The sequence below is a fragment of the uncultured Roseicyclus sp. genome, from assembly GCF_937892565.1.
Classification (GTDB): Bacteria; Pseudomonadota; Alphaproteobacteria; order Rhodobacterales; family Rhodobacteraceae; genus Roseicyclus.
Genome location: NZ_CALAHQ010000066.1, coordinates 182,313 through 202,712, shown reverse-complemented (window position 1 = coordinate 202,712; position 20,400 = coordinate 182,313). Strand labels below are relative to the sequence as shown.

The window sequence follows — 20,400 nt, the reverse complement described above, 5'->3', positions numbered from 1 at the left end:
AGCGCCACACGGCCACGGCTCAGGGCATGGGGGCGATCGAGCCATGAGCCTGTCGCCCAATTCCGGCCCCCGCCGCGACGGGCTGCGCCCCGAGCTGGTCGTCTTGCACTACACCGCCATGCCCGATTGCGACGCCGCCCTGCGCGCGCTGTGCGATCCGGCGCGCGAGGTGTCGGCCCATTACCTGATCCGGCGCGACGGTCAGGTGGTGGCGCTGGTCGACGAAGGTTTGCGCGCATGGCATGCCGGGGCGGGCGAATGGCGCGGGCGGGGCGATGTGAATTCGCGCTCGATCGGGATCGAATTGGACAATGACGGGGCATCACCCTTTGCGGCCCCCTTGATGGATGCGCTGGAGCGGCTGTTGCCCGGCATCCTTGCGCGTTGGGGCATCGCACCTGCGGGGGTGATCGGGCATTCGTGCATGGCCCCGGGGCGCAAGATCGACCCGGGGCCGCGCTTTGACTGGCACAGGCTGGCCCGCCAAGGGCTGGCGCTCTGGCCCGAAGGCCGGGGCGCCTTGCCCATCGACCGGGGCCGGTTTCGGACGGATGCGCTGGCCTATGGCTTTCCCGATCTGGCCGATGATCTTTTGCTCAGCGCGGTCCGGCTGCGGTTCCGGCATGGCGCAGGCGGGGCGTTCGACGGGCGCGATTGCGCCATCATGGCCGAGATGGCCGCGCGCATGAGGGCTTGAACCCAAAGGCCGGCACGCGTAGCTGACAGGGGCGCGGAGGGCTGGATGGCCGCGGGCGGGCAACCGTTCGAGGAAAGTCCGGACTCCCTGAAACCACGGTGCCGGGTAACGCCCGGGCGGAGCGATCCGACGGAAAGCGCCACAGAAATGAAACCGCTGCGCCCCTCGGGGCGCAGTAAGGGTGAAACGGTGGGGTAAGAGCCCACCGCGCGACGGGTAACCGGAGCGGCACGGCAAGCCCCACCGGGAGCAATGCCGAATAGGGATGTCGCGGGGGCAACCCCGGGGCTTGGCTTCGGCCCCAGACATCCGGGTTGGCAGCTTGAGGCACGCGGGCAACCGCGCGTCCAGAGGAATGGCCATCCAGAGGGGGCAACCCCTTGGACAGAATCCGGCTTACAGGCCCTCCGCGCATCCTGTTTCCCGGCCTTGTGCAACACTGCCCCCGGAACCGACCATGGCAAGCTGCGATGGCGGCACCGGCTTGGCTTGCATTCTCTGGCCCACCCGTTACCGCTGTCGGCATCAACAGGAGGGGCGTGGATGCATGTCTTGATCACAGGCGCCAACCGCGGCATCGGCGCGGGGCTTGCGGCGGCCTACAAGGCCAGCGGGGCCACAGTCACGGCAACCGCGCGCGATGCGCCGGGGATGACCCGGCTGGATGTGACCGATGCGCGGTCACTTGGGGCGGTGTCCGCGCAGCTGGGCACGGGGGCGCTTGATCTTTTGGTGTGCAATGCGGGGGTCTATCTGGACAAGGATGAAAGCCTTGCCGACGGATTTGCCCCCGCGCTCTGGGCTGAAAGCTTTGCGGTGAATGTGACGGGTGTCTTCCTGAGCGTTCAGGCCTTCCTGCCGCATCTGGCCCGCGCGACCGCGCCCAGGATCGCCATCATCGCCAGCCAGATGGGATCAAGCACGCGCGCCCCGGGCGGCAGCTACATCTACCGCGCCTCCAAGGCGGCGGCGATCAATCTGGGCCGCAATCTGGCCACGGACCTCAAGCCGCGCGGCATCGCCGTGGGGGTCTATCATCCGGGCTGGGTCCAGACCGACATGGGCGGGGCCTCAGCCGAGATCACGACCGCCAAGGCGGTCGCGGGGCTGGTCGCGCGGTTTGCGGCGCTCGATCTGGCCAGAACCGGCTGTTTCGAGACATGGGACGGGCGCGCGCACAGCTTTTGAAGGGTTTCGCGGCCTTGCGGCCACGACCCGCCGGGGGCGCTGCCCCCGGACCCCCGGAGTATATGGAAAGCAAAGATGAAGCGGGCATGCAGTGAGCGCCCTTGCGGCTGCGCGCGCGGCACCTTATGACGCGCGGCGTCTGACAAGGGGACGGGCCATGCCCATTCTGGTGATGAAATTCGGCGGCACCTCGGTCGCCACGCTCGACCGCATCCGCCGCGCCGCAAAGCGCGTCGGCCGCGAGGTGGCCAATGGCCATGACGTGATCGTCATCGTCTCGGCCATGTCGGGGGAAACCAACAAGCTGGTGGGCTTTGTCGAGGAGACAGCCCCGCTTTACGATGCGCGCGAATATGACGCCGTGGTCAGTTCGGGCGAGAATGTGACCGCCGGGCTTATGGCCTTGACGCTGCAGGAAATGGATATCCCCGCGCGAAGCTGGCAAGGCTGGCAGGTGCCGCTCAGGACCACCTCGGCCCATGCCGCGGCCCGGATCGAGGAGATCCCTTCGGCCAACATCATGCGGAAATTCGAAGAAGGCATGAAGGTGGCCGTGGTGGCCGGATTTCAGGGCATCAGCCCCGAGGGCCGCATCACCACGCTGGGGCGCGGCGGGTCGGACACGACCGCCGTGGCCTTTGCCGCGGCCTTTGGTGCGGTGCGCTGCGACATCTATACCGATGTGGACGGGGTCTATACCACCGACCCGCGCATCACCTCCAAGGCGCGCAAGCTTGACCGCATCGCCTTTGAGGAGATGCTGGAGCTTGCCAGCCTCGGGGCCAAGGTGTTGCAGACCCGCTCGGTCGAATTGGCGATGCGCTACAAGGTCAAGCTGCGCGTCTTGTCGAGCTTTGAGGAAATGTCGGATGAAGCCGGCACGCTGGTCGTGCCCGAGGAGGATATCGTGGAAAGCAATGTGGTGGCCGGAGTGGCCTATTCCCGCGACGAGGCCAAGCTGACGCTGACGCAGGTGGCCGACCGCCCCGGCATCGCGGCGGCGATCTTTGGCCCGCTCGCCGAGGCAAGCGTGAATGTGGACATGATCGTGCAGAACATCTCGGATGGCGGCACGACGGACATGACCTTTTCTTGCCCGGTGAACGAGGTGAAGCGCGCCGAAAAGGCGCTCAATGATGCAAAAGCCGCAGGCCAGATCGATTTCACGCAGCTCGTGGCCGACACGAATGTCTGCAAGGTGTCGATCGTGGGGATCGGCATGCGCAGCCATGCGGGCGTCGCGGCCAAGATGTTCCAGACCCTGCGCGATGAGGGCATCAACATCAAGGTCATCACCACATCCGAGATCAAGGTCTCGGTGCTGGTGGATCGCAAGTATCTGGAGTTGGCGGTACAAGCGCTGCATGACGCCTTCGGGCTGGACCGCGCGGCCTGATCCGACAAGACCGGCGGGGCGCCATGCATGCGCCCCGCGCAATGCTGCATTGCAGCAAAAAATCTGGTGATCGGCCGCTGACGTCGTATCTTGCATCTCAGCTCACAAGATACCGTCATCCGCCGAGGTTCCCATGACCACCCAAGCCCTGAACACACCGCTTTTCGCCCTGCGCCCGGCTGGCGCGATGGTGGCGTTCTTTGCCACCCTCACCAAGGCCTTGGCCTTTGCAAGCGGCGCACAGGCCCGCTTTGACGAGATCCAGCGCCTGCAAGCGCTCAGCGATGCCGAACTGGCACAGCGCGGCATCGCGCGCGACGCGATCGTGCGCCAGGTCTATCGCGATCTGCTGGCCCAGTGATCTGGCGGCCACATTTGCGGCCATCGCCATTACCGTTGCGTGCGCCCCCCTGCACGGGCTATCCCTGAACCCCGAATGATTGGGCCGGATCTGGCCCATGCTGTGGGGCATGGCGAATGGCACAGGCTACAGAAACGGAAAGCCGCAAGCTCCTGAGCGGGCTGCAGGGCGTGATGGCCGATGCGGCCGCCGGTCAGGAACGGCTGGACCGCATCACCCGGCTGATCGCGGCGTCGATGGGGACCGAGGTCTGTTCGATCTATCTGCTGCGCGACGCCGATACGCTGGAGCTATGCGCCACCCAGGGTCTTGCGCCCGAAGCGGTTCATGTGACCCGGATGCGCATGGGCGAGGGTCTGGTGGGCCGTGTTGCACGCTCGGCCCAGCCGATCAACACCGCCAATGCGCCGGCGGAACGCGGCTTTCGCTACATGCCCGAAACCGGCGAGGAACGCTATTCCAGCTTTCTGGGCGTGCCGATCCAGCGCCTGGGCGAACGTTTGGGCGTGCTGGTCGTGCAATCGCGCGATGCGCGCGAGTATTCCGGCGACGAGATCTACGGGCTCGAGGTCGTGGCCATGGTTCTGGCTGAAATGACCGAGCTTGGCGCCTTTATCGACCAGAACACGGCGCTGGCCGAACGCCACAAGCAACAGGTGATGTTTCGAGGCGCCTGTGCGCAGGAGGGCGTCGCGATGGGCCATGTCTGGCTGCATGAGCCGCGCGTGGTCGTCACACGGCTTGTCAGCGACGACCCAGAGGCGGAATTGGCCCGGCTTGGCCATGCCGTTGACCAAATGCGCCTTGATATCGACGATATGCTGACGCGCGCCCCCCTTGCCGAAGGTGAACAGCGCGAAGTGCTGGAAGCCTATCGGATGTTTGCCCATTCGCGCGGCTGGATGCGCCGGATGGAAGAAGACATCGCGCGCGGCCTGTCGGCCGAGGCGGCGGTGGAAAAGGAACAATCGACGGCACGGGCACGGATGGAAACCGTGTCGGATGCCTATCTGCATGACCGGCTGCATGATCTGGACGATCTGTCCAACAGGCTGTTGCGCCGCCTGACGGGCCAAGGCCGCGACACGGGCGCCGAGCTGCCGCCCGATCCGGTGCTGGTGGCGCGCAATATCGGGCCGGGCGAGTTGCTTGATTATGGGCGCCGGCTCAAGGGTGTGGTGCTGGAAGAAGGCTCGGTCGGCAGCCATGCCACCATCGTGGCGCGCGCGCTGGCGATCCCGCTGGTCATCCATGCCCGCCCGATCACCACCGAAGCGCTGAACGGCGATCTGATCTTGATCGACGGCGAGCAAGGCATCGTCCATCTGCGCCCCGAGGAAACCGTTGCCAAGGCCTTTCGGGACAAGATGGCGATGCAGGCCGAAGCGCAGGAGCGCTACGCCTCGATCCGCGACAAACAGGCCCAGGCGCTGTGCGGCACGGTCCTGTCGTTGCAGATGAACGCCGGGCTGATGGCCGATCTGCCGTCGTTGCCGTCGTCAGGGGCGGATGGGGTCGGGCTGTTTCGGACCGAGTTGCAGTTCCTGACGCGCAACAAGGTGCCGCGCCGGGGCGAATTGGCGGCCCTTTATGCGCGCGTCATGGATGCGGCACAGGGCAAGCGCGTGGTGTTCCGCACCCTCGACATCGGATCGGACAAGGTGCTGCCCTACATGAAAAAAACCGAGGAACCCAACCCGGCGCTGGGGTGGCGCGCGATCCGGGTGGGGCTGGACAAGCCCGGCGTGATGCGGATGCAGCTTCAGGCGCTGATCCGCGCGGCCAATGGGCGCCCGCTGTCGGTGATGTTCCCCTTTATCGCGCAGCTCGAAGAATACACCCAGGCCCGCGACCACCTGTTGCGCGAAATGGACCGTGAGGCGGCGCTGGGTCACAAGCTGCCCGAAACGCTCGAAATCGGGGCGATGCTGGAAACCCCCAGCCTTGCCTTTGCGCCACGGCGGTTTTTCGAAGGGTGCGATTTCATCTCGATCGGCGGCAATGATCTCAAACAGTTCTTCTTTGCCGCCGACCGAGAGAATGAGCGCGTGCGCCGCCGCTATGACACGCTCAACGTCAGCTTTCTGACCTTTCTGGAACAGATCGTGCACCGCTGCCGCGACACGGATACGCCGCTGAGCTTTTGTGGCGAGGATGCAGGCCGCCCGGTCGAGGCGCTATGTTTCGCCGCCATGGGCCTGCGCGCGCTGTCGATGCGCCCTGCGTCGATCGGGCCGGTCAAATCGCTGATCCGCCGGGTCGACTTGCGCGAGGCGCGCGCCGTGATCAACGCGGCCCGCGCCAATGGTGCGCAATCGGTGCGCCCGGCCGTGATGGAGTGGCTCGATCAACTGGGCTGATGCCCCTTGCGCTTGGCGCGGTCGCGCCGCAAGACTGCCTATGGCGCATGCGATGTCAGAGGACGGCTCTGATGGCATGGCCGCCAGACGTGCCCGATGCTGACGCCCAAGATCCTGACCACGTTGCCCCAAAGCACGCCCAGAAGCGTGCTGGCCGACCTTGTCGCCGGGGTGACCGTTGCGATGGTGGCCCTGCCGCTCAGCCTTGCCATCGCCATTGCCTCGGGTGCTGCACCTGAAACCGGGCTTGTGACCGCGATTGTGGCGGGGTTTCTGATTTCGGCCTTGGGTGGCAGCCGGGTGCAGATCGGCGGCCCCACGGGCGCGTTCATCGTTGTGGTTCATGGCGTGATTGCGACCCATGGCTTTGACGGGTTGGTGCTGGCCATGTTCATGGCGGGGGCCATCCTTGTCGTGGCGGGTGTGATGCGGGCGGGCAGCCTGATGCGTTTGGTGCCCGAACCTGTCATCAACGGCTTTACCATCGGGATCGCGGCAATCATCGGTCTTAGCCAGTTGCCCGACGCGATGGGGATCACCCTGCCACAGGGCACGCCCGCCGATGCGCTGGAACGCATTCCCGCGATCTGGGCGGCACGGGCAAGCTTTGACTGGCCCAGCTTTGCCACAGGCCTTGGCGCGGTCTTGGGGATTGTGGCGTTGCGCCGCTTGTTTCCGCGCTTTCCGGGCCTGATCGTGGCGGTGGGGTCGGTTTCGGCGGCGGTCATGCTTTTGCACCTGCCGGTCGATACGCTTGGCACGCGCTTTGGTGCGTTGCCAGATCGCCTTCCCCTGCCCCGCTTGCCCGAGATCACGCTGGCGCGCCTGGTCGATCTTTTGCCGTCGGCGCTGATCATCGCCTTTCTTGCCGGGATCGAATCCTTGCTGTCGGCCATGGTCGCTGACCGCATGGTCGGCGGTCGCCATCGCCCCAATGCCGAGATTCTGGCGCAAGGGGTGGCGAACCTTGGATCGGCACTGATGGGGGGACTGCCTGCGACCGGCGCCATCGCGCGCACCGCGACCAATATGCGCGCGGGCGGGCGCACGCCTTTGGCGGGTGTCTTTCATGCGGGGATCATTCTTGCGGTGATGATGCTGGCAGCACCCCTTGCGGGTCATCTTGCCATGCCCGCGCTGGCGGGGCTTTTGCTTGTCACGGCCTGGAACATGTCGGAACCCCAGCATTGGCGCGCGCAACTGACCACGGGGCGGGTGTCGGACCGGTTGCTTCTGGTGCTGACCATGCTGCTGACGGTGCTGGCCGATCTGACGGTCGCCATCGGCGTGGGTGTGGCGCTGGGGCTTGCGCTCAGGCTGCACCGCCGCAACGTGCCACCGGCAGACTGGACGCCGCCCGAGCGCTAGGGGTAAGAGCGGTACGGGGAAGCGCCCTGCGGGGGACGGTCATGCTGACGCAAGATTTCGGGGAATGGGATGTGGTCATCGTCGGCGCGGGTTCGGCGGGCTGCGTGCTGGCCAACCGGCTGTCGGCCGACCCCGGGCGCAAGGTCCTCCTGCTTGAGGCGGGCGGCAGCGACAACCGGCTGTGGGTGCATGTGCCGGTGGGCTATCTTTATGCCATGGGCGATCCCAGTCTGGATTGGTGCCTCAAGACCGAGGCCGAGCCGGGGCTGAACGGGCGCGCCCTGAACTATCCGCGCGGCCGCGTGCTGGGGGGCTGTTCCTCGATCAACGGCATGATCTACATGCGCGGACAGGCCCGTGATTATGATCTGTGGCGCCAGATGGGCAACATCGGCTGGGGCTGGGATGATGTTCTTCCCTATTTCAAACGCTCGGAGCGTTATCATGGCGGGGCGGATGCCGACCATGGCGCAGATGGCGAATTGCGGGTGGAACGCCAGCGACTGGCCTGGCCCATTCTTGATGCCGTGGCCGAGGCGGCGGGCGAACTGGGCATCCCGCGCAGCGATGATTTCAACCGCGGAGACAATGAAGGCGCGGGCTATTTCGAGGTGAACCAGAAACGCGGTCTGCGCTGGAATGCGCGCCGCGCCTTTCTGGACCCTGCGCGCAAGCGGCCGAACCTGCGGATCGTGACCGGGGCCGAGGTGATGCGCCTGTCATTCGATGGCAAGCGCGCAACCGGGGTGATCTTTCGCCAGGACGGCGCCGCCCATCATGCGCGTGCGCGCGGCGAGGTGGTGCTGTCGGCGGGTGCCATCGGCACGCCCAAGATCCTTGAGTTGTCCGGGATCGGCCGCGCCGAAATCCTCAAGCCCTTGGGCATAGACATGCTGCAAGACAGCCGTGGCGTGGGCGAAAACCTGTCCGATCACCTGCAGATCCGCACGATTTTCCGCATCACGGGCGCGCGCACCCTCAATGACTGGTATGCCAGCCCCCTTGGCCGGCTCAGGATCGGGCTTGATTATGCGCTGAACCGTTCGGGCCCTTTGGCGATGGCGCCCTCGCAACTGGGCATCTTCACCCGCTCCAGCCCGGACCATGAGACGCCCAATATCGAATATCATGTCCAGCCGCTGTCGCTTGATGCCTTTGGCCAGCCGCTGCACCGCTTTCCGGCGCTGACCGTTTCGGTGTGCAATCTGCGCCCCGAAAGCCGGGGGTCGGTGCATGTCACCAGCGCTGACGCGGGCGCCGCCCCCGCGATCCGGCCGGGCTATCTGTCTGCGCCCGCCGATCAGCGTGTGGCGGTCGCATCGATCCGCCATGCCCGTGCGCTGATGGCCACGCGGCGGATGGCCGAATTCCAGCCCGTCGAGATCAAGCCCGGCCCTCAGGTCGATGGGCCAGAGGCGCTGTTGAAGGCGGCAGGCGATATCGCGACCACGATCTTTCACCCCGTGTCGACCGCGCGCATGGGCACCGATGAGGCCGCCGTGGTCCGCCCGGATTTGACGGTGCGCGGGATCGGCGGATTGTCCATTGCCGATGCGTCGGTCATGCCGATGATCACCAGCGGCAACACCCACGCCCCCGTGACGATGATCGCGGAAAAAGCAGCCGAGATGATCGGCGCGCGGCTGCGGGGCTAGCGCCGGCAAAACCCCTGTTTTGCCGTGCGAAAAACCCGGGTTTTTCGCCCCGGAAAACTTGCCTATCGGGCCCAGCGTTTCACCTTGCCCCGCACGCCCGCCCAATCGCCCACACCCAGAACGCGGTCGGGGTTGGTGGGCGGTGGCATCTCGACCCCTTCGAGCTTGGCAAAACCAAAGCGGCTATAATAGGGCGCATCTCCCACCAGCAAGATGCGCGGCCACCGATCCTCGGCGGCGCGCATCATGCCCTCATGCATCAGCAAGCCACCCAGACCTTCGCCCTGACGGGTGGGATGCACGGCCACAGGGCCCAAAAGCAACGCCTCGGCCCGGCCCACGCGCACCGGCCAGAACCGGATCGCGCCCGCCAGAACACCATCGGGATCGCGCGCGACAAGGCACAGACGCGCCACCGGCGGCACCCCTTCGCGCAGCCGATAGGAAGACAGCGCCGTGCGCCCCGGTGCAAAGCACAGGTCATACAGCGCCTCGACCTCCCAGCGGTCCTCCGGTGTCTCTTGGCTCAGCCGATACATGCGCGCGATTTCTGCCCCAAAGCTCTGGCATCGCCCCTATCACGCCGCTAGGTCTGGCACAAATACGTGGAAGGAAGGCTTGCATGTTCTACCGCCCCCAGGATGGCCATGGTCTGGCCCATAACCCGTTCAACGCCATCGTGGCGCCCCGGCCGATCGGCTGGATCGCCACGCGGGGCGCGGATGGGGCGGAAAATCTGGCGCCATATTCGTTTTTCAACGCCGTAGCCTATGTGCCACCACAGGTGATGTTTGCCTCGACCAGCGCCAAACCGGACCGGGGCGATACCAAGGACAGCGTTGCCAATATTCGGGAAACCGGTGTGTTTTGCGTCAATGTCGTCGAATATGCCATGCGTGACGCGATGAACCAGACCTCGGGCCCTTGGCCGCGCGAGACGGATGAATTCGCCCATGCCGGCATCGATCGGGTGGCGTGCGAAACCATTCCCTGTTCGCGCGTGGCGGGTGCGCCGGCCGCTTTGGAATGCCGGGTGACCCAGATCGTCACGCTGCAAGGTGCCGCCAATTTCGCCGTCTTCGGCGAGGTGATGGGCATACATCTGCGCGATGATTGCGTGATCGACGGCGTGTTTGATGTGACCCGTTTCAGCTTGCTTGCCCGGCTGGGATACCGCGATTACGCCGTCATCCGCGAAAGCTTTACGCTCGATCGCCCCGGCGAATAAGGCGCAGGCCACAGCCTGCACCCGATCAGGCGGCGCGGAACGACAGCGTCAAGGCGGGCAAGGGGCGGCGGGACAAAAGCGGGGCCAGCGTGGCGCAAAACCTGTCCATCGCCTTGCGCGCAAGATCGGCCGTTGCATCACCGCGCAACAGCGACAAAAGCGGCAGGCGCGTTTCGGGACTGATGCCTGATTGCGACAAATGCCTCAGATCGGCATCGAGCATCAGGGTCGATCCATCGCGCATCCGTGTGACGAAAACGCCCACCACCGGGGGCAGGCGATCGGCCTGCTCCATGGCCTTTCGCAAGGGTGCCGCAAGACGGCCCGCCCAGATCGGACCGCCCAGGATCAACAGATCCGCAGGGCCGATATCGGGCGTCACGGTGATATCGGGGCTGTGGCCGGTGAACAGATCGGCCCATGCGCGAAACCATCCAAGCCGTCCGTCATAGCGCGGGCACAAGATCTGTCTGATCTCGGCACCACAGCGCGCCGACAAGGCGCGTGCGGTGGCCAGACTGCGCCCACCGCGCGAATACACCAAGATGACCGTACGCATACGATTGATCCTTCCGATCGATGCGCCCCGGTCCGACGCGGTCACAGTTCAAGCTTCTCCGAAAAGATAGGGTCGTTTGCGAATAAAACTAGGGGATGCTTGCAAGAAAGCGGGCTGCGTGCTTGTGCTTGTGATGGTGCTTGAACATGTGCTGGTCGGGATCGAACAGGGGTTAGCCAGATGGACACAAGGATCGGGGTGATCGGCGGCTCGGGGGTCTATCAGATCGACGGGCTGGAAGATGCGGCTTGGGTCACGGTCGACAGCCCCTTTGGCGCGCCCTCGGATGCGATCCTGACCGGGCGTCTTGGGGGGGTGGCGATGGCCTTTTTGCCACGGCATGGGCGGGGTCATGTGCATTCGCCGACATCGGTGCCCTACCGCGCCAATATCGACGCGCTCAAGCGTCTGGGCGTGACCGATGTGATCAGCGTCTCGGCCTGTGGTTCGTTTCGCGCAGAGATGGCGCCGGGCGATTTCGTGATCGTGGACCAGTTCATCGACCGCACCTTTGCGCGCGAGAAATCCTTTTTCGGACCGGGTCTGGTGGCCCATGTGTCGGTGGCCCATCCGACATGCCCCCGATTGGGCGCGGCCTGTGCCAGCGCGGCGCGCGCACAGGGGATCACCGTGCATGAGGGCGGCACCTATCTGGCGATGGAAGGGCCGCAGTTTTCAAGCGCGGCCGAATCGCGGCTGTACCGCGATGTCTGGGGCTGTGACGTGATCGGCATGACCAACATGCCCGAGGCCAAGCTCGCCCGCGAGGCCGAGCTGTGCTATGCCTCAGTCGCGATGATCACCGATTACGACAGTTGGCACCCCGATCATGGCAGCGTCGAGATCACCGACATCATCCGCGTGCTGACAGGCAACGCCGACAAGGCGCGCGCGATGGTGGCGCATCTGCCCGGGCTGCTGGGGGATGTCCGCACGCCCTGTCCGCATGGCTGCGACCGCGCGCTCGACCATGCGATCCTGACCGCGCCCGAGGCGCGCGACCCCGCGATGCTGGCCCGGCTGTCTGCCATCGCGGGCCGGGTACTTGCCCCATCCAAAGGGCATCATGGCGCTTGAGACATGGTTGGGGTTTTTGCTGGCTTCGACCGCGATCCTGATCTTGCCGGGGCCGACGGTGCTTTTGGTGCTGTCAATCGCGCTGTCACAGGGGCGGCGGGTGGCGCTGGCAACGGGCGCGGGCGCGGTTCTGGGCGGCTTTGTCACCTTTAGCGCCACATTGGGGGGATTGGGCGCGGTTGTGCTTGGGTCAGCCGCGCTGTTCACCGTGCTGAAATGGGTGGGGGTGGCCTATCTGGTCTGGCTTGGCCTGCGGCTGATCCTGAGCGCGCCCAAGGCGAGTTTGGCATTGCCGGCCGCGGGTGGCGTCGATTTGCGGCGTGGCTTTGCCCATGGCGTGGCAGTGACCGCCCTGAACCCCAAATCCATCGCCTTTTTCATCGCGTTCGTGCCCCAATTCCTTGATCCCATGCGCTCCTATCTGACGCAGGCCTCCGTGATGGTGCCAAGCTATGTCACCTTGGCCGTGATCAATGTTCTGGGCTATACCCTATTGGCCGATACGTTGCGCATGCGCTTGCTGCGACCATCAGTTTTGCCATGGATCGCGCGCATGGGCGGCATCAGCTTGATCGGGATGGGAATGTTGACGGCCACCGTCAGCCGGGTCGGTCCCTAGCGGCGGGCCGCAAAGAAGGTCTTGAGCAGCAGGGCCGCCTCGGCCTCGGCGATGCCGCCATAGATCTCGGGGGCATGATGGGCCTGAGGATGGTCGAACACCCGCGGACCCTGGGCCACACCGCCCGATTTCGGATCGGCGGCCCCGTAATAGAGCCGCGCAATGCGCGCCGCGGCAATCGCCCCCGCACAGGCCGGGCAAGGTTCCAGCGTCACCCACAGATCGCAGCCCGTCAGCCGCTCGGACCCCAGCGCCCGACAGGCAGCCCGGATCGCCAGCATCTCGGCATGGGCTGTGGGATCGATCCATTCGCGCATGCGGTTGCGCGCGCGCGCGATGATGCGGCCCTCGCGCACCACCACCGCGCCCACCGGCACCTCGCCTGCGGCGGCGGCGGCGCGCGCCTCCTCCAGTGCTGCATCCATGAAAGAAAGGAAACCCGTCATGGCCCCCGTGATCGTGCCTTTCGCTTGCGCTGTCAAACCGCTATGCGACAGGCATGAGTGAGACAGAGCGCATCGCCAAACGCCTCAGCCGTGCCGGGGTTGCCTCCCGCCGGGAGGCGGAGCGCATGATCGAGGCGGGCCGCGTTGGCGTGAACGGCAAGATCATCGACAGCCCCGCGCTGAATGTGGGGCCGGCCGACAAGATCACTGTGGATGGCGCGCCGCTGCGCGATGCCGAACGGCCGCGGCTGTGGCTTTACCACAAGCCCAGCGGGCTGGTGACCAGCGCCAGGGACGAAAAAGGCCGCGAGACGGTGTTTGACAAGCTGCCCGAGGACATGCCGCGCGTGATGAGCGTGGGGCGGCTTGACCTGACATCCGAAGGGTTGCTGCTGTTGACCAATGACGGTGAATTGAAGCGCAAGCTGGAATTGCCCGCCACCGGATGGCTGCGCAAATACCGTGTGCGGGTAAAGGGCACGCCGGTCGACGCCGATCTGGCGCCGCTGCGCAAAGGGATCGTGATCGAGGGTGAACGCTTTCAGGCCATGGAAGCCAGTCTTGACCGCCAGCAGGGCGCCAATGCATGGCTGACCGTGGGCATCCGTGAAGGCAAGAACCGCGAAATCCGCCGCGCCATGGCCGAGATCGGCCTTGAGGTGAACCGGCTGATCCGTGTTTCCTATGGTCCGTTCCGCCTGGGCGAGCTCAAGGCGGGCGCGGTCGAGGAAATCAAACCCCGCGTGCTGCGCGACCAGCTGGGCCTTGAGGCCGCCGTCGAAGGCCATGCGGTCGCCAAGGAAAAACCCAAACGCCCGCTGCGCAAGAAACCGGGGCCACCGCGCAGCGACGGCCCCGAGCGGGCGCCGGGCCGCCCGGCTAAGCCGTCCCGTCCCCAGAATTCGGCCCCGCGCCGCCCGCGCTGAGGCTTTCGCGCTCGATCAGTTTCGATTGCGCCATGAAGGCAAGAAACAAGAAGGCGGGCAGCGCAAAGGTCTCGAAGGTCACCCAGAATTCGGTCGTTTGCGTGCGCCATGCAATTTCATTGGCCAGCGCCATCAGCGCGAACACGGCCGCGATCCGGCGCGACAAGATCAGCCACCCGCGATCGGACATGGGCAGCATCTCGCCCATCAAGACCTTGAGCCAGCCCCGCCCCCTGAGCAGCCCGATCCCCAGTGTCACGGCGAAAAAGCCATAGACCAGCGTGGTTTTCATCTTGAAGAACCGCTCGTCATTCAGCCAGACCGTCAGCCCGCCAAAGACGATCACCATCACGGCGGTAAAGACCTGTATCCGGCTGATGCGGCCCGTCAGCTTCCACAAGATCGCGATGGTCGCCAAAAGCAGCGGCACAAAGCCGGCGGTCACAAGGATAAAGCCGTCATAATCGCGCCCGCCGATGGTCAGGCTGGTGTCCTGAAACCGCATGTAGGCGATGAAGAACAAGATCGGGGGGCCAAGTTCCAGCGCCTGTCTGAGCCATGGGTTGATGGGTTTGTGCTGCATCTGCGCTCCTGTCATCCGCCCAACTCAACTATCACCGCGCCCGCCGCGATCAACCCCATCAGCGCCAAACGGCGCGGCCCCACCCGCTCGCCAAGGAAAAGCCAACCGATGAGCGCTGCGAAAACAGTCGACGTTTCGCGCAAGACCGCCGCCTCGCCCACATTGTCCAGCCGCGTGGCCAGCATGATCGAGCCAAAGCTTGCAAATGCCACCAGCGCCCCGAACAGGCCCCGCGCGATCAAGGGCCCTGACGGCGGGCGGTCGGGCAGGCGGCGATAAAAGCGCACCGCCAGGACCGGAAACAGCAAGCCATCGATGAAGAAGAACCACGCCAGAAAGGTAAAGGGATCAGCCGTCGCCCGGATGCCATAGGCGTCATAGGTGGTGTAAAGCGCCACGAACAGCCCCGTCAGCAGCGCAAAGCCCAGCGCCGGCACCAGCCTGTCGCGATCAAGCGTGACATGGGCCATGTTATAGGCGGCCAGCCCGTAAAGCCCGGCCAAAAGCACCGCCACGCCCAGCCATTGCAGGGGCGCAAAGGTCTCGCCGAACAGGAGATAGGCGCCGATGATCGCGAAAAGCGGCCCCGTGCCGCGCATCACCGGATAGACCACAGTATAGGCCCCCCGGCGATAGGCGGCGAGCGTGGACCATTTGTAGAACACATGAATGACAAAGGCCCCGGCAAAGATCGGCCACATGTGCGGCTCGGGCCATGGCACGACGAACAGCGCAAAGGGCATGGCCATAAGGCAATAGAAGGCATCAATCACGCCACGCGCCAAAAGCGGATCGTGCCGCCCTTTTTGCAGCGCGCCAAAGACCGCGTGCAAAACCGCCGCCATCAGGGCCAGAACCAGCGCCACGCGGCCCGCCACCTCGGTGCCTTCGATGGCGGTGATCCACGCGCTCACGGGCGCAGCGCCAGGCATAGGGTAAAGGCGAGCAATCTATTCACAGGGGCTGTGGATGAATGTCGTATTCATGCAATTCCAACCAGCGCTTTTGCGAAATCCTCGGGGTCGAAAGGTTGCAAATCGTCAATCTGCTCGCCAACGCCGATGGCATGGATCGGCAGGCCGAACCGGTCCGCCAAGGCCACAAGAACACCGCCCTTGGCCGTGCCATCAAGCTTGGTCATCACAAGACCAGAGACATCCGCCATTTTCTGGAACATCTCGACCTGATTCAACGCGTTTTGACCGGTGGTGGCATCCAGCACCAACAACGTGTTGTGCGGTGCATCAGGATCGCGCTTGCGGATCACGCGCACGATCTTGGCCAATTCCTCCATCAGATCGGCGCGGTTTTGCAAACGGCCGGCCGTGTCGATCATCAGCAGATCGACGCCGTCGGCCTCGGCCCTGACCATCGCGTCATAGGCCAGCGCGGCAGGGTCCGACCCTTCGGGCGCGGTCAGCACCGGCACACCGGCGCGATCGCCCCAAATCTGCAACTGTTCCACGGCGGCGGCGCGAAAGGTATCGCCTGCGGCGATCACCACGGATTTGCCCGCCGCCTTGAACTGGCTGGCCAGTTTGCCGATGGTGGTGGTCTTGCCCGACCCATTCACGCCGACGATCAGAACCACCTGTGGCTTTTTGGGATAGATCGGCAGCGGGCGGGCCACGGGTTCCATCACGCGGGTGATCTCTTGGGCAAGCAACCCCTTGATATCGCTGACAGACATCATCTTGCCATAACGGCCTTCGGCCATGTTGGCGGTCACGCGCAGGGCGGTGTCGACCCCCATGTCGGCGGCGATCAGCACTTCCTCCAGCTGTTCGAGCATGTCGTCATCAAGCGCACGGCGCGGCTCGACGGTGCGGCCCATGAGCCGGCCGATCAGACCGGGCTTGGTCACCGGTGGCTGTGGGGCCGATAGCGGGGCGATCGGGTTGTCCAGTGTCGCTTTGGGCATGGGCGACGGGTCGGGGCGCGCTGGTTCGACCGCAGGGGCGCCTTGGGGCACGGGTGCCAGCACGGGATCGGGCGCGGCCGTGAGGTTTGACGCCTCGGGTTCTGCTGCCCCGTCCTCGATGATCGCCTCCAACCCCTCATCGATCTTGGAGGCGGATTTGAACATCCGGTCCTTCAGCTTCTTGAAAAAGGACATGGGAAGACGGGCCTTTCGCGGTGGCTGACGGGACGCTTTCACCTAATATGCACAAGGGGGGAAAGAAAGCCCATGGTTTCGCCCGGGCTGCATGCCCGGCACGCCAGGATCAGACAACGACCCCTTCGCGCCCGGCCAGATCGCAGAAAAATTGCCATGCCACCCGGCCCGACCGCGACCCGCGCGTGGCCTGCCATTCGATGGCCTCGGCAATCAGGCGGCTGTCAGGCACATCGACACCATAGACCGCGCAATAGCCCCGGATCATGGTGAGGTATTCGTCCTGTGTGCAGGGGTGGAACCCCAGCCAAAGCCCGAAGCGGTCGCTCAGCGATACCTTTTCCTCGACCGCTTCCGACGGGTTGATGGCGCTGGAGCGTTCATTTTCGATCATGTCACGCGGCATCAGGTGGCGGCGGTTCGAAGTGGCGTAAAACAGCACATTCTCGGGCCGCCCCTCGACCCCGCCATCCAGAACGGCCTTGAGCGACTTGTAATGCTGGTCGTCATGCGAAAAGGACAGATCGTCGCAAAACAAGATCACCCGCACGGGGGCGGCGCGCAGCAGCGTCAAAAGCCGCCCGATCGACGGCAAATCCTCGCGCTGAACCTCGACCAGCTTCAGGTCAGGCGCAGCACCCAGACAGGCAGCATGCACGGATTTGACGAGCGAGGATTTTCCCATCCCCCGCGCGCCCCACAAAAGCGCGTTATTGGCGGGCAGCCCGCGTGCAAATTGCGCGGTGTTGGCCAAAAGCGTGTCACGCGCCCGGTCGATGCCATGCAGAAGCGTCAGATCGACCCGGTTGACCCGTGGCACAGGAGCCAGATGATCAGGTGAGGCATGCCAGACAAAAGCCGTGGCCCCATGCCAATCGGGGGTAGCGGCAGGCGGCGGCGCCATGCGTTCCAGCGCCCCGGCGATGCGGGCCAGAAAATCATCGGTCATGGGATCAAAGCTCTTCGGTTTCGTCGAGGATGCCTTCGGCGCGCATGCGGCGGACGCGCGCGCGTTCGACAAGGCGCACCAGGACAATCGAGATTTCGTAAAGCCCATAGACAGCCGTGAACAAGATCAGCTGCGTCACCACATCGGGCGGCGTGACAAGGGCGGCCAGCGTCAAGATACCGACCACAGCCCATTTGCGCACATTTGCCAGACCCTCGGCCGTGACCAGGCCAGCCTTGCCCATCAGTGTGAGCAACACCGGAAGCTGGAAACACATCCCAAAGGCAAAGATGAATTTCAAAGCCAGATCAAGGCTTTCACGCACAGAGCCCAAGAACACGGTCTGAATGCCGGTATCGGGGCTTGCACTGGGGTTTTCAAAGGTGCCCTCGCCCGCGATCAAATTGGCCAAGGCCGGGATCGCATCGGAAAACCCGATGAAGAAATTCATCGCCAAGGGCGTGACAAGGTAATGGGCAAAAGCGGCGCCCAGCAAGAACAGCGCGGGCGAAGCGATCAGAAAGGGCAAGATCGCGCCCTTTTCGGATTTATACAGCCCCGGGGCGACAAAGCGCCAAAGCTGGTGCGCAATCACCGGAAAGCTGACGGCAAAGCCCATGATGACCGAAATACGGATCAGGACAAAGAATTTTTCCTGCGGGGCGGTAAAGATCAGACGCGCATCTTCGCCCCGCGCGCGCAGCACCTCGGCCAGAGGCTGCGAGATGAATTCAAGGATCGGCTCGGCCACGGTGAACATCGCCACCATGCCCACCACAAATGCCATCACTGCCCGGATCAACCGGGTTCGCAGCTCGGCCAGATGCTCGATCAAGGGGGCCGAGCTGTCTTCGATCTGGTCTTCGGAACTCATGATTTCGCTGGGTCCACGGGTGCGGGTTCTGGCGCGGCATCGACCGCGCTGTCGGCAACCACGGGAGCGGCCTTGCCCGATTTGCGCGCATCCAGATCATCGCGCAGCTTTCGGGCCTTGGACAGCTTTTCTTCGGCGATACGGCGGGTTTCGCTGCCTTCTTCGTATTTGGTGGGATCAAGGTCCAATTCATCGCCCAGCGTTTCCTTGAGCGCGCTCATCCCGGCCTTTTTTGGGTTGCTGGCATACTGAGCGGCGCGACGGATATCGCGGTTGATTTCAGTCATGCCGCTCTCATCGGCCGCGTCATTCATGGCGCGCTGGAAATCGCGCGCCATGCCCCGCAGCCGGCCCGTGAACTGGCCCAACTTCCGAAACATCATCGGAAGATCCTTTGGCCCCACCACGATCAGCGCAACAACGCCGATCACCAGAAGCTCCATCCAGCCGATATCAGGCATGCGCGTCCCTGTTCAAAATCGCATTTTCCCCGGTGGCACCCGGGGCAAGGGGGTGGCGATCAGGCCTTGTCGCGGTCAGCGGCGGGCGTCACGTCGCGCGCATGGCTTCCATCGTCGGCGGCAGGCGTCGAGGCATTCTCGATTTCCGCAGTCGAATCCTTCACGCCGCGCTTGAAGGCGGTGATGCCCTTGCCGACCTCGCCCATCAGGCCCGCGATCTTGCCGCGCCCGAAAAGAACAAGGACCACAATGGCGATCAGCAACAAGCCGGCCGGTCCGATGTTGTTCAGCATGTCTTTCTCCCTAACCCCGCGCGCCCCCATGATCCGGCGGCGCCGCTCGCTTTCGGCTTTCAGATTCCATAGGTATGTCGTCCGCGCGGCAGATCAAAGCCCCAATTCGCATGACAGGCCACCCCGATCAGCGCTTTTTCGCGAAGACAAAGCAGCGGTCGCGCCGCACCGTCAGCCAAAGTGGCACACCGGGCTTGGGCAGGAACACCGCAGGCACCGTGGCCTTGAGAAGGCTGCCATCGAAATCCATGCGGAACTCGACAAGGCTTTCATGGCCCATGAAGCGCGCGCGCTCGACCACGCCACGTGCGGGCGTGCCATCTTGCGGGGTAGGGTTCGGCCCGCGCCCACCCCGATCAAAGTCGATCTTGACGTGCTGGGGGCGAAAAACGATCTCGACCGCCGTGCCATCGGGGTGACCGGGGGCAAGAAATTGACCAAATGGGGCGTCGACCAAAGCGCCCTGAACCGTGCCACGGATCACATTGACGTCGCTGAAAAACGCGGCGGCGGCCTTGTCGGCGGGGGCGTTGTAGATGTTGTAGGGTGCGCCCTTTTGCACGATCACACCATCGCGCATCAGCGCGATCTGATCGGCCATGCGCATCGCTTCTTCGGGTTCGTGGGTGACCAGCACCACGGCGGTCCCTTCTTCCTTCAAAAGCTGCAGGGTTTCGTCGCGGATGCCATCGCGCAAACGGTTGTCCAGACCCGAAAACGGCTCATCCATCAGCATGATGCGCGGCCGCGGCGCGAGCGCGCGCGCCAAGGCCACGCGCTGTTGTTCGCCACCCGACAACATGTGCGGCGCCTTGTCGGCATAGCCGGCCAGATCGACCCGTTCGAGCAATTCCCCCACCCGGCGCGCGACATCGGGCCTTGATGCCTTCAGCCCAAAGGCCACGTTCTGGCCGACGCTCAGATGCGGAAACAAGGCGAAGTCCTGAAAGATCAGCCCGACGCCCCGCGCCTCGGGGGGCAGGTGGATCTTGTCATCGGACAAGGTGGCGCCATCGGCGCGCACGGCGCCCGACACCTGACGCTCGATGCCCGCGATCACCCGGAGCGTGGTGGATTTGCCGCAGCCCGAAGGCCCCAACAGGCACATGACCTCGCCCGCGCGCACGGTAAAGCTGACATCGCGCACCACGTCGCGCCCGTCGAACCGACAGGTGATCTTGTCCACTTCCAGACGCGGGGTAGGTGCCATGGATGCGCGAATTCCGATCAATTCTCCCGGGAAG

22 protein-coding genes and 1 other RNA gene are annotated in these 20,400 nt (G+C 64.7%); 12 read left to right on the top strand and 11 right to left on the bottom strand.

What is annotated here, in order from left to right; translation table 11 throughout:
- Window positions 1–43 precede the first annotated feature (43 nt).
- The 8 genes from Q0094_RS09290 to Q0094_RS09255 all read left to right on the top strand — a co-directional run bounded on the left by Q0094_RS09290 (window position 44) and on the right by Q0094_RS09255 (window position 9,025).
- Window positions 44–697, top strand: coding sequence for an N-acetylmuramoyl-L-alanine amidase (locus Q0094_RS09290; protein ID WP_297618217.1), 654 nt, complete (start codon window positions 44–46; stop codon window positions 695–697).
- A 33-nt stretch (window positions 698–730) separates the two neighbouring features.
- Window positions 731–1,112: RNase P RNA component class A (gene rnpB / locus Q0094_RS09285), an RNA gene on the top strand.
- A 128-nt stretch (window positions 1,113–1,240) separates the two neighbouring features.
- Entirely contained in the window at window positions 1,241–1,885 is a 645-nt protein-coding gene (locus Q0094_RS09280; RefSeq protein WP_297618214.1) for an SDR family NAD(P)-dependent oxidoreductase, read from the top strand.
- A 157-nt stretch (window positions 1,886–2,042) separates the two neighbouring features.
- Window positions 2,043–3,281 (top strand): aspartate kinase, encoded by a 1,239-nt coding sequence (locus Q0094_RS09275; protein ID WP_297618211.1) that lies wholly within the window; start codon window positions 2,043–2,045, stop codon window positions 3,279–3,281.
- A gap of 133 nt (window positions 3,282–3,414) precedes the next feature.
- Window positions 3,415–3,642 (top strand): hypothetical protein, encoded by a 228-nt coding sequence (locus tag Q0094_RS09270; protein WP_297618208.1) that lies wholly within the window; start codon window positions 3,415–3,417, stop codon window positions 3,640–3,642.
- Window positions 3,643–3,758: 116 nt separating this feature from the next.
- Window positions 3,759–6,002, top strand: coding sequence for a phosphoenolpyruvate--protein phosphotransferase (gene ptsP / locus Q0094_RS09265; RefSeq protein ID WP_297618205.1), 2,244 nt, complete (start codon window positions 3,759–3,761; stop codon window positions 6,000–6,002).
- Window positions 6,003–6,098: 96 nt separating this feature from the next.
- Window positions 6,099–7,370, top strand: coding sequence for a SulP family inorganic anion transporter (locus tag Q0094_RS09260; protein ID WP_366940255.1), 1,272 nt, complete (start codon window positions 6,099–6,101; stop codon window positions 7,368–7,370).
- A 41-nt stretch (window positions 7,371–7,411) separates the two neighbouring features.
- A complete protein-coding gene (locus Q0094_RS09255) occupies window positions 7,412–9,025 on the top strand; it encodes a GMC family oxidoreductase N-terminal domain-containing protein (RefSeq protein ID WP_297618204.1) in 1,614 nt (537 codons plus the stop codon).
- A 62-nt stretch (window positions 9,026–9,087) separates the two neighbouring features.
- On the opposite strand, the gene Q0094_RS09250 is transcribed toward Q0094_RS09255, so the two are convergent.
- Window positions 9,088–9,564: a GNAT family N-acetyltransferase gene (locus Q0094_RS09250; RefSeq protein ID WP_297618201.1), complete on the bottom strand. Its 477-nt coding sequence runs from the start codon at window positions 9,562–9,564 to the stop codon at window positions 9,088–9,090.
- Between the two features lie 83 nt (window positions 9,565–9,647).
- Here Q0094_RS09250 and Q0094_RS09245 point away from each other — a divergent pair, with 83 nt between their 5' ends.
- Window positions 9,648–10,253 carry a flavin reductase family protein gene (locus Q0094_RS09245; protein ID WP_297618198.1) on the top strand — a complete coding sequence of 202 codons (606 nt, stop codon included), beginning with the start codon at window positions 9,648–9,650 and terminating at the stop codon, window positions 10,251–10,253.
- A 25-nt stretch (window positions 10,254–10,278) separates the two neighbouring features.
- Here Q0094_RS09245 and Q0094_RS09240 read toward each other — a convergent pair whose 3' ends face one another.
- Window positions 10,279–10,812 carry a hypothetical protein gene (locus Q0094_RS09240; protein WP_297618195.1) on the bottom strand — a complete coding sequence of 178 codons (534 nt, stop codon included), beginning with the start codon at window positions 10,810–10,812 and terminating at the stop codon, window positions 10,279–10,281.
- Window positions 10,813–10,992: 180 nt separating this feature from the next.
- Between Q0094_RS09240 and Q0094_RS09235 the strand changes: the two genes are divergently transcribed.
- On the top strand, window positions 10,993–11,889 hold the full coding sequence (locus Q0094_RS09235; protein WP_297618192.1) for an S-methyl-5'-thioadenosine phosphorylase: 897 nt from the start codon (window positions 10,993–10,995) through the stop codon (window positions 11,887–11,889).
- Entirely contained in the window at window positions 11,879–12,508 is a 630-nt protein-coding gene (locus Q0094_RS09230) for a LysE family translocator (RefSeq protein WP_297618190.1), read from the top strand. Before Q0094_RS09235 ends, Q0094_RS09230 begins: the two co-directional genes overlap by 11 nt.
- On the opposite strand, the gene Q0094_RS09225 is transcribed toward Q0094_RS09230, so the two are convergent.
- Window positions 12,505–12,954 carry a nucleoside deaminase gene (locus Q0094_RS09225; RefSeq protein WP_297618188.1) on the bottom strand — a complete coding sequence of 150 codons (450 nt, stop codon included), beginning with the start codon at window positions 12,952–12,954 and terminating at the stop codon, window positions 12,505–12,507. The genes Q0094_RS09230 and Q0094_RS09225 overlap by 4 nt on opposite strands.
- Window positions 12,955–13,007: 53 nt before the next feature.
- On the opposite strand from Q0094_RS09225, the gene Q0094_RS09220 reads away from it, so the two are divergent.
- Window positions 13,008–13,880, top strand: a complete 873-nt coding sequence (locus Q0094_RS09220) for a pseudouridine synthase (RefSeq protein WP_297618186.1) — start codon at window positions 13,008–13,010, stop codon at window positions 13,878–13,880.
- On the opposite strand, the gene Q0094_RS09215 is transcribed toward Q0094_RS09220, so the two are convergent.
- From Q0094_RS09215 to Q0094_RS09180, 8 genes are all read right to left on the bottom strand, one after another.
- On the bottom strand, window positions 13,834–14,463 hold the full coding sequence (locus Q0094_RS09215) for an inner membrane-spanning protein YciB (protein ID WP_297618184.1): 630 nt from the start codon (window positions 14,461–14,463) through the stop codon (window positions 13,834–13,836). The genes Q0094_RS09220 and Q0094_RS09215 overlap by 47 nt on opposite strands.
- A gap of 11 nt (window positions 14,464–14,474) precedes the next feature.
- A complete protein-coding gene (locus Q0094_RS09210) occupies window positions 14,475–15,377 on the bottom strand; it encodes an EamA family transporter (RefSeq protein ID WP_297618182.1) in 903 nt (300 codons plus the stop codon).
- Between the two features lie 68 nt (window positions 15,378–15,445).
- Entirely contained in the window at window positions 15,446–16,579 is a 1,134-nt protein-coding gene (gene ftsY / locus Q0094_RS09205; protein WP_297618180.1) for a signal recognition particle-docking protein FtsY, read from the bottom strand.
- 109 nt (window positions 16,580–16,688) lie between these two features.
- Window positions 16,689–17,528 carry an ATP-binding protein gene (locus Q0094_RS09200; protein ID WP_297618177.1) on the bottom strand — a complete coding sequence of 280 codons (840 nt, stop codon included), beginning with the start codon at window positions 17,526–17,528 and terminating at the stop codon, window positions 16,689–16,691.
- 4 nt (window positions 17,529–17,532) lie between these two features.
- On the bottom strand, window positions 17,533–18,402 hold the full coding sequence (tatC, locus tag Q0094_RS09195) for a twin-arginine translocase subunit TatC (protein WP_297618174.1): 870 nt from the start codon (window positions 18,400–18,402) through the stop codon (window positions 17,533–17,535).
- Complete coding sequence (gene tatB / locus Q0094_RS09190; RefSeq protein ID WP_297618171.1) at window positions 18,399–18,863, bottom strand: Sec-independent protein translocase protein TatB; 465 nt, start codon at window positions 18,861–18,863, stop codon at window positions 18,399–18,401. Before tatB ends, tatC begins: the two co-directional genes overlap by 4 nt.
- Window positions 18,864–18,922: 59 nt before the next feature.
- Entirely contained in the window at window positions 18,923–19,156 is a 234-nt protein-coding gene (locus Q0094_RS09185; RefSeq protein WP_297618266.1) for a twin-arginine translocase TatA/TatE family subunit, read from the bottom strand.
- 127 nt (window positions 19,157–19,283) lie between these two features.
- Window positions 19,284–20,366: an ABC transporter ATP-binding protein gene (locus Q0094_RS09180; protein ID WP_297618168.1), complete on the bottom strand. Its 1,083-nt coding sequence runs from the start codon at window positions 20,364–20,366 to the stop codon at window positions 19,284–19,286.
- Between the last annotated feature and the right edge of the window lie 34 nt (window positions 20,367–20,400).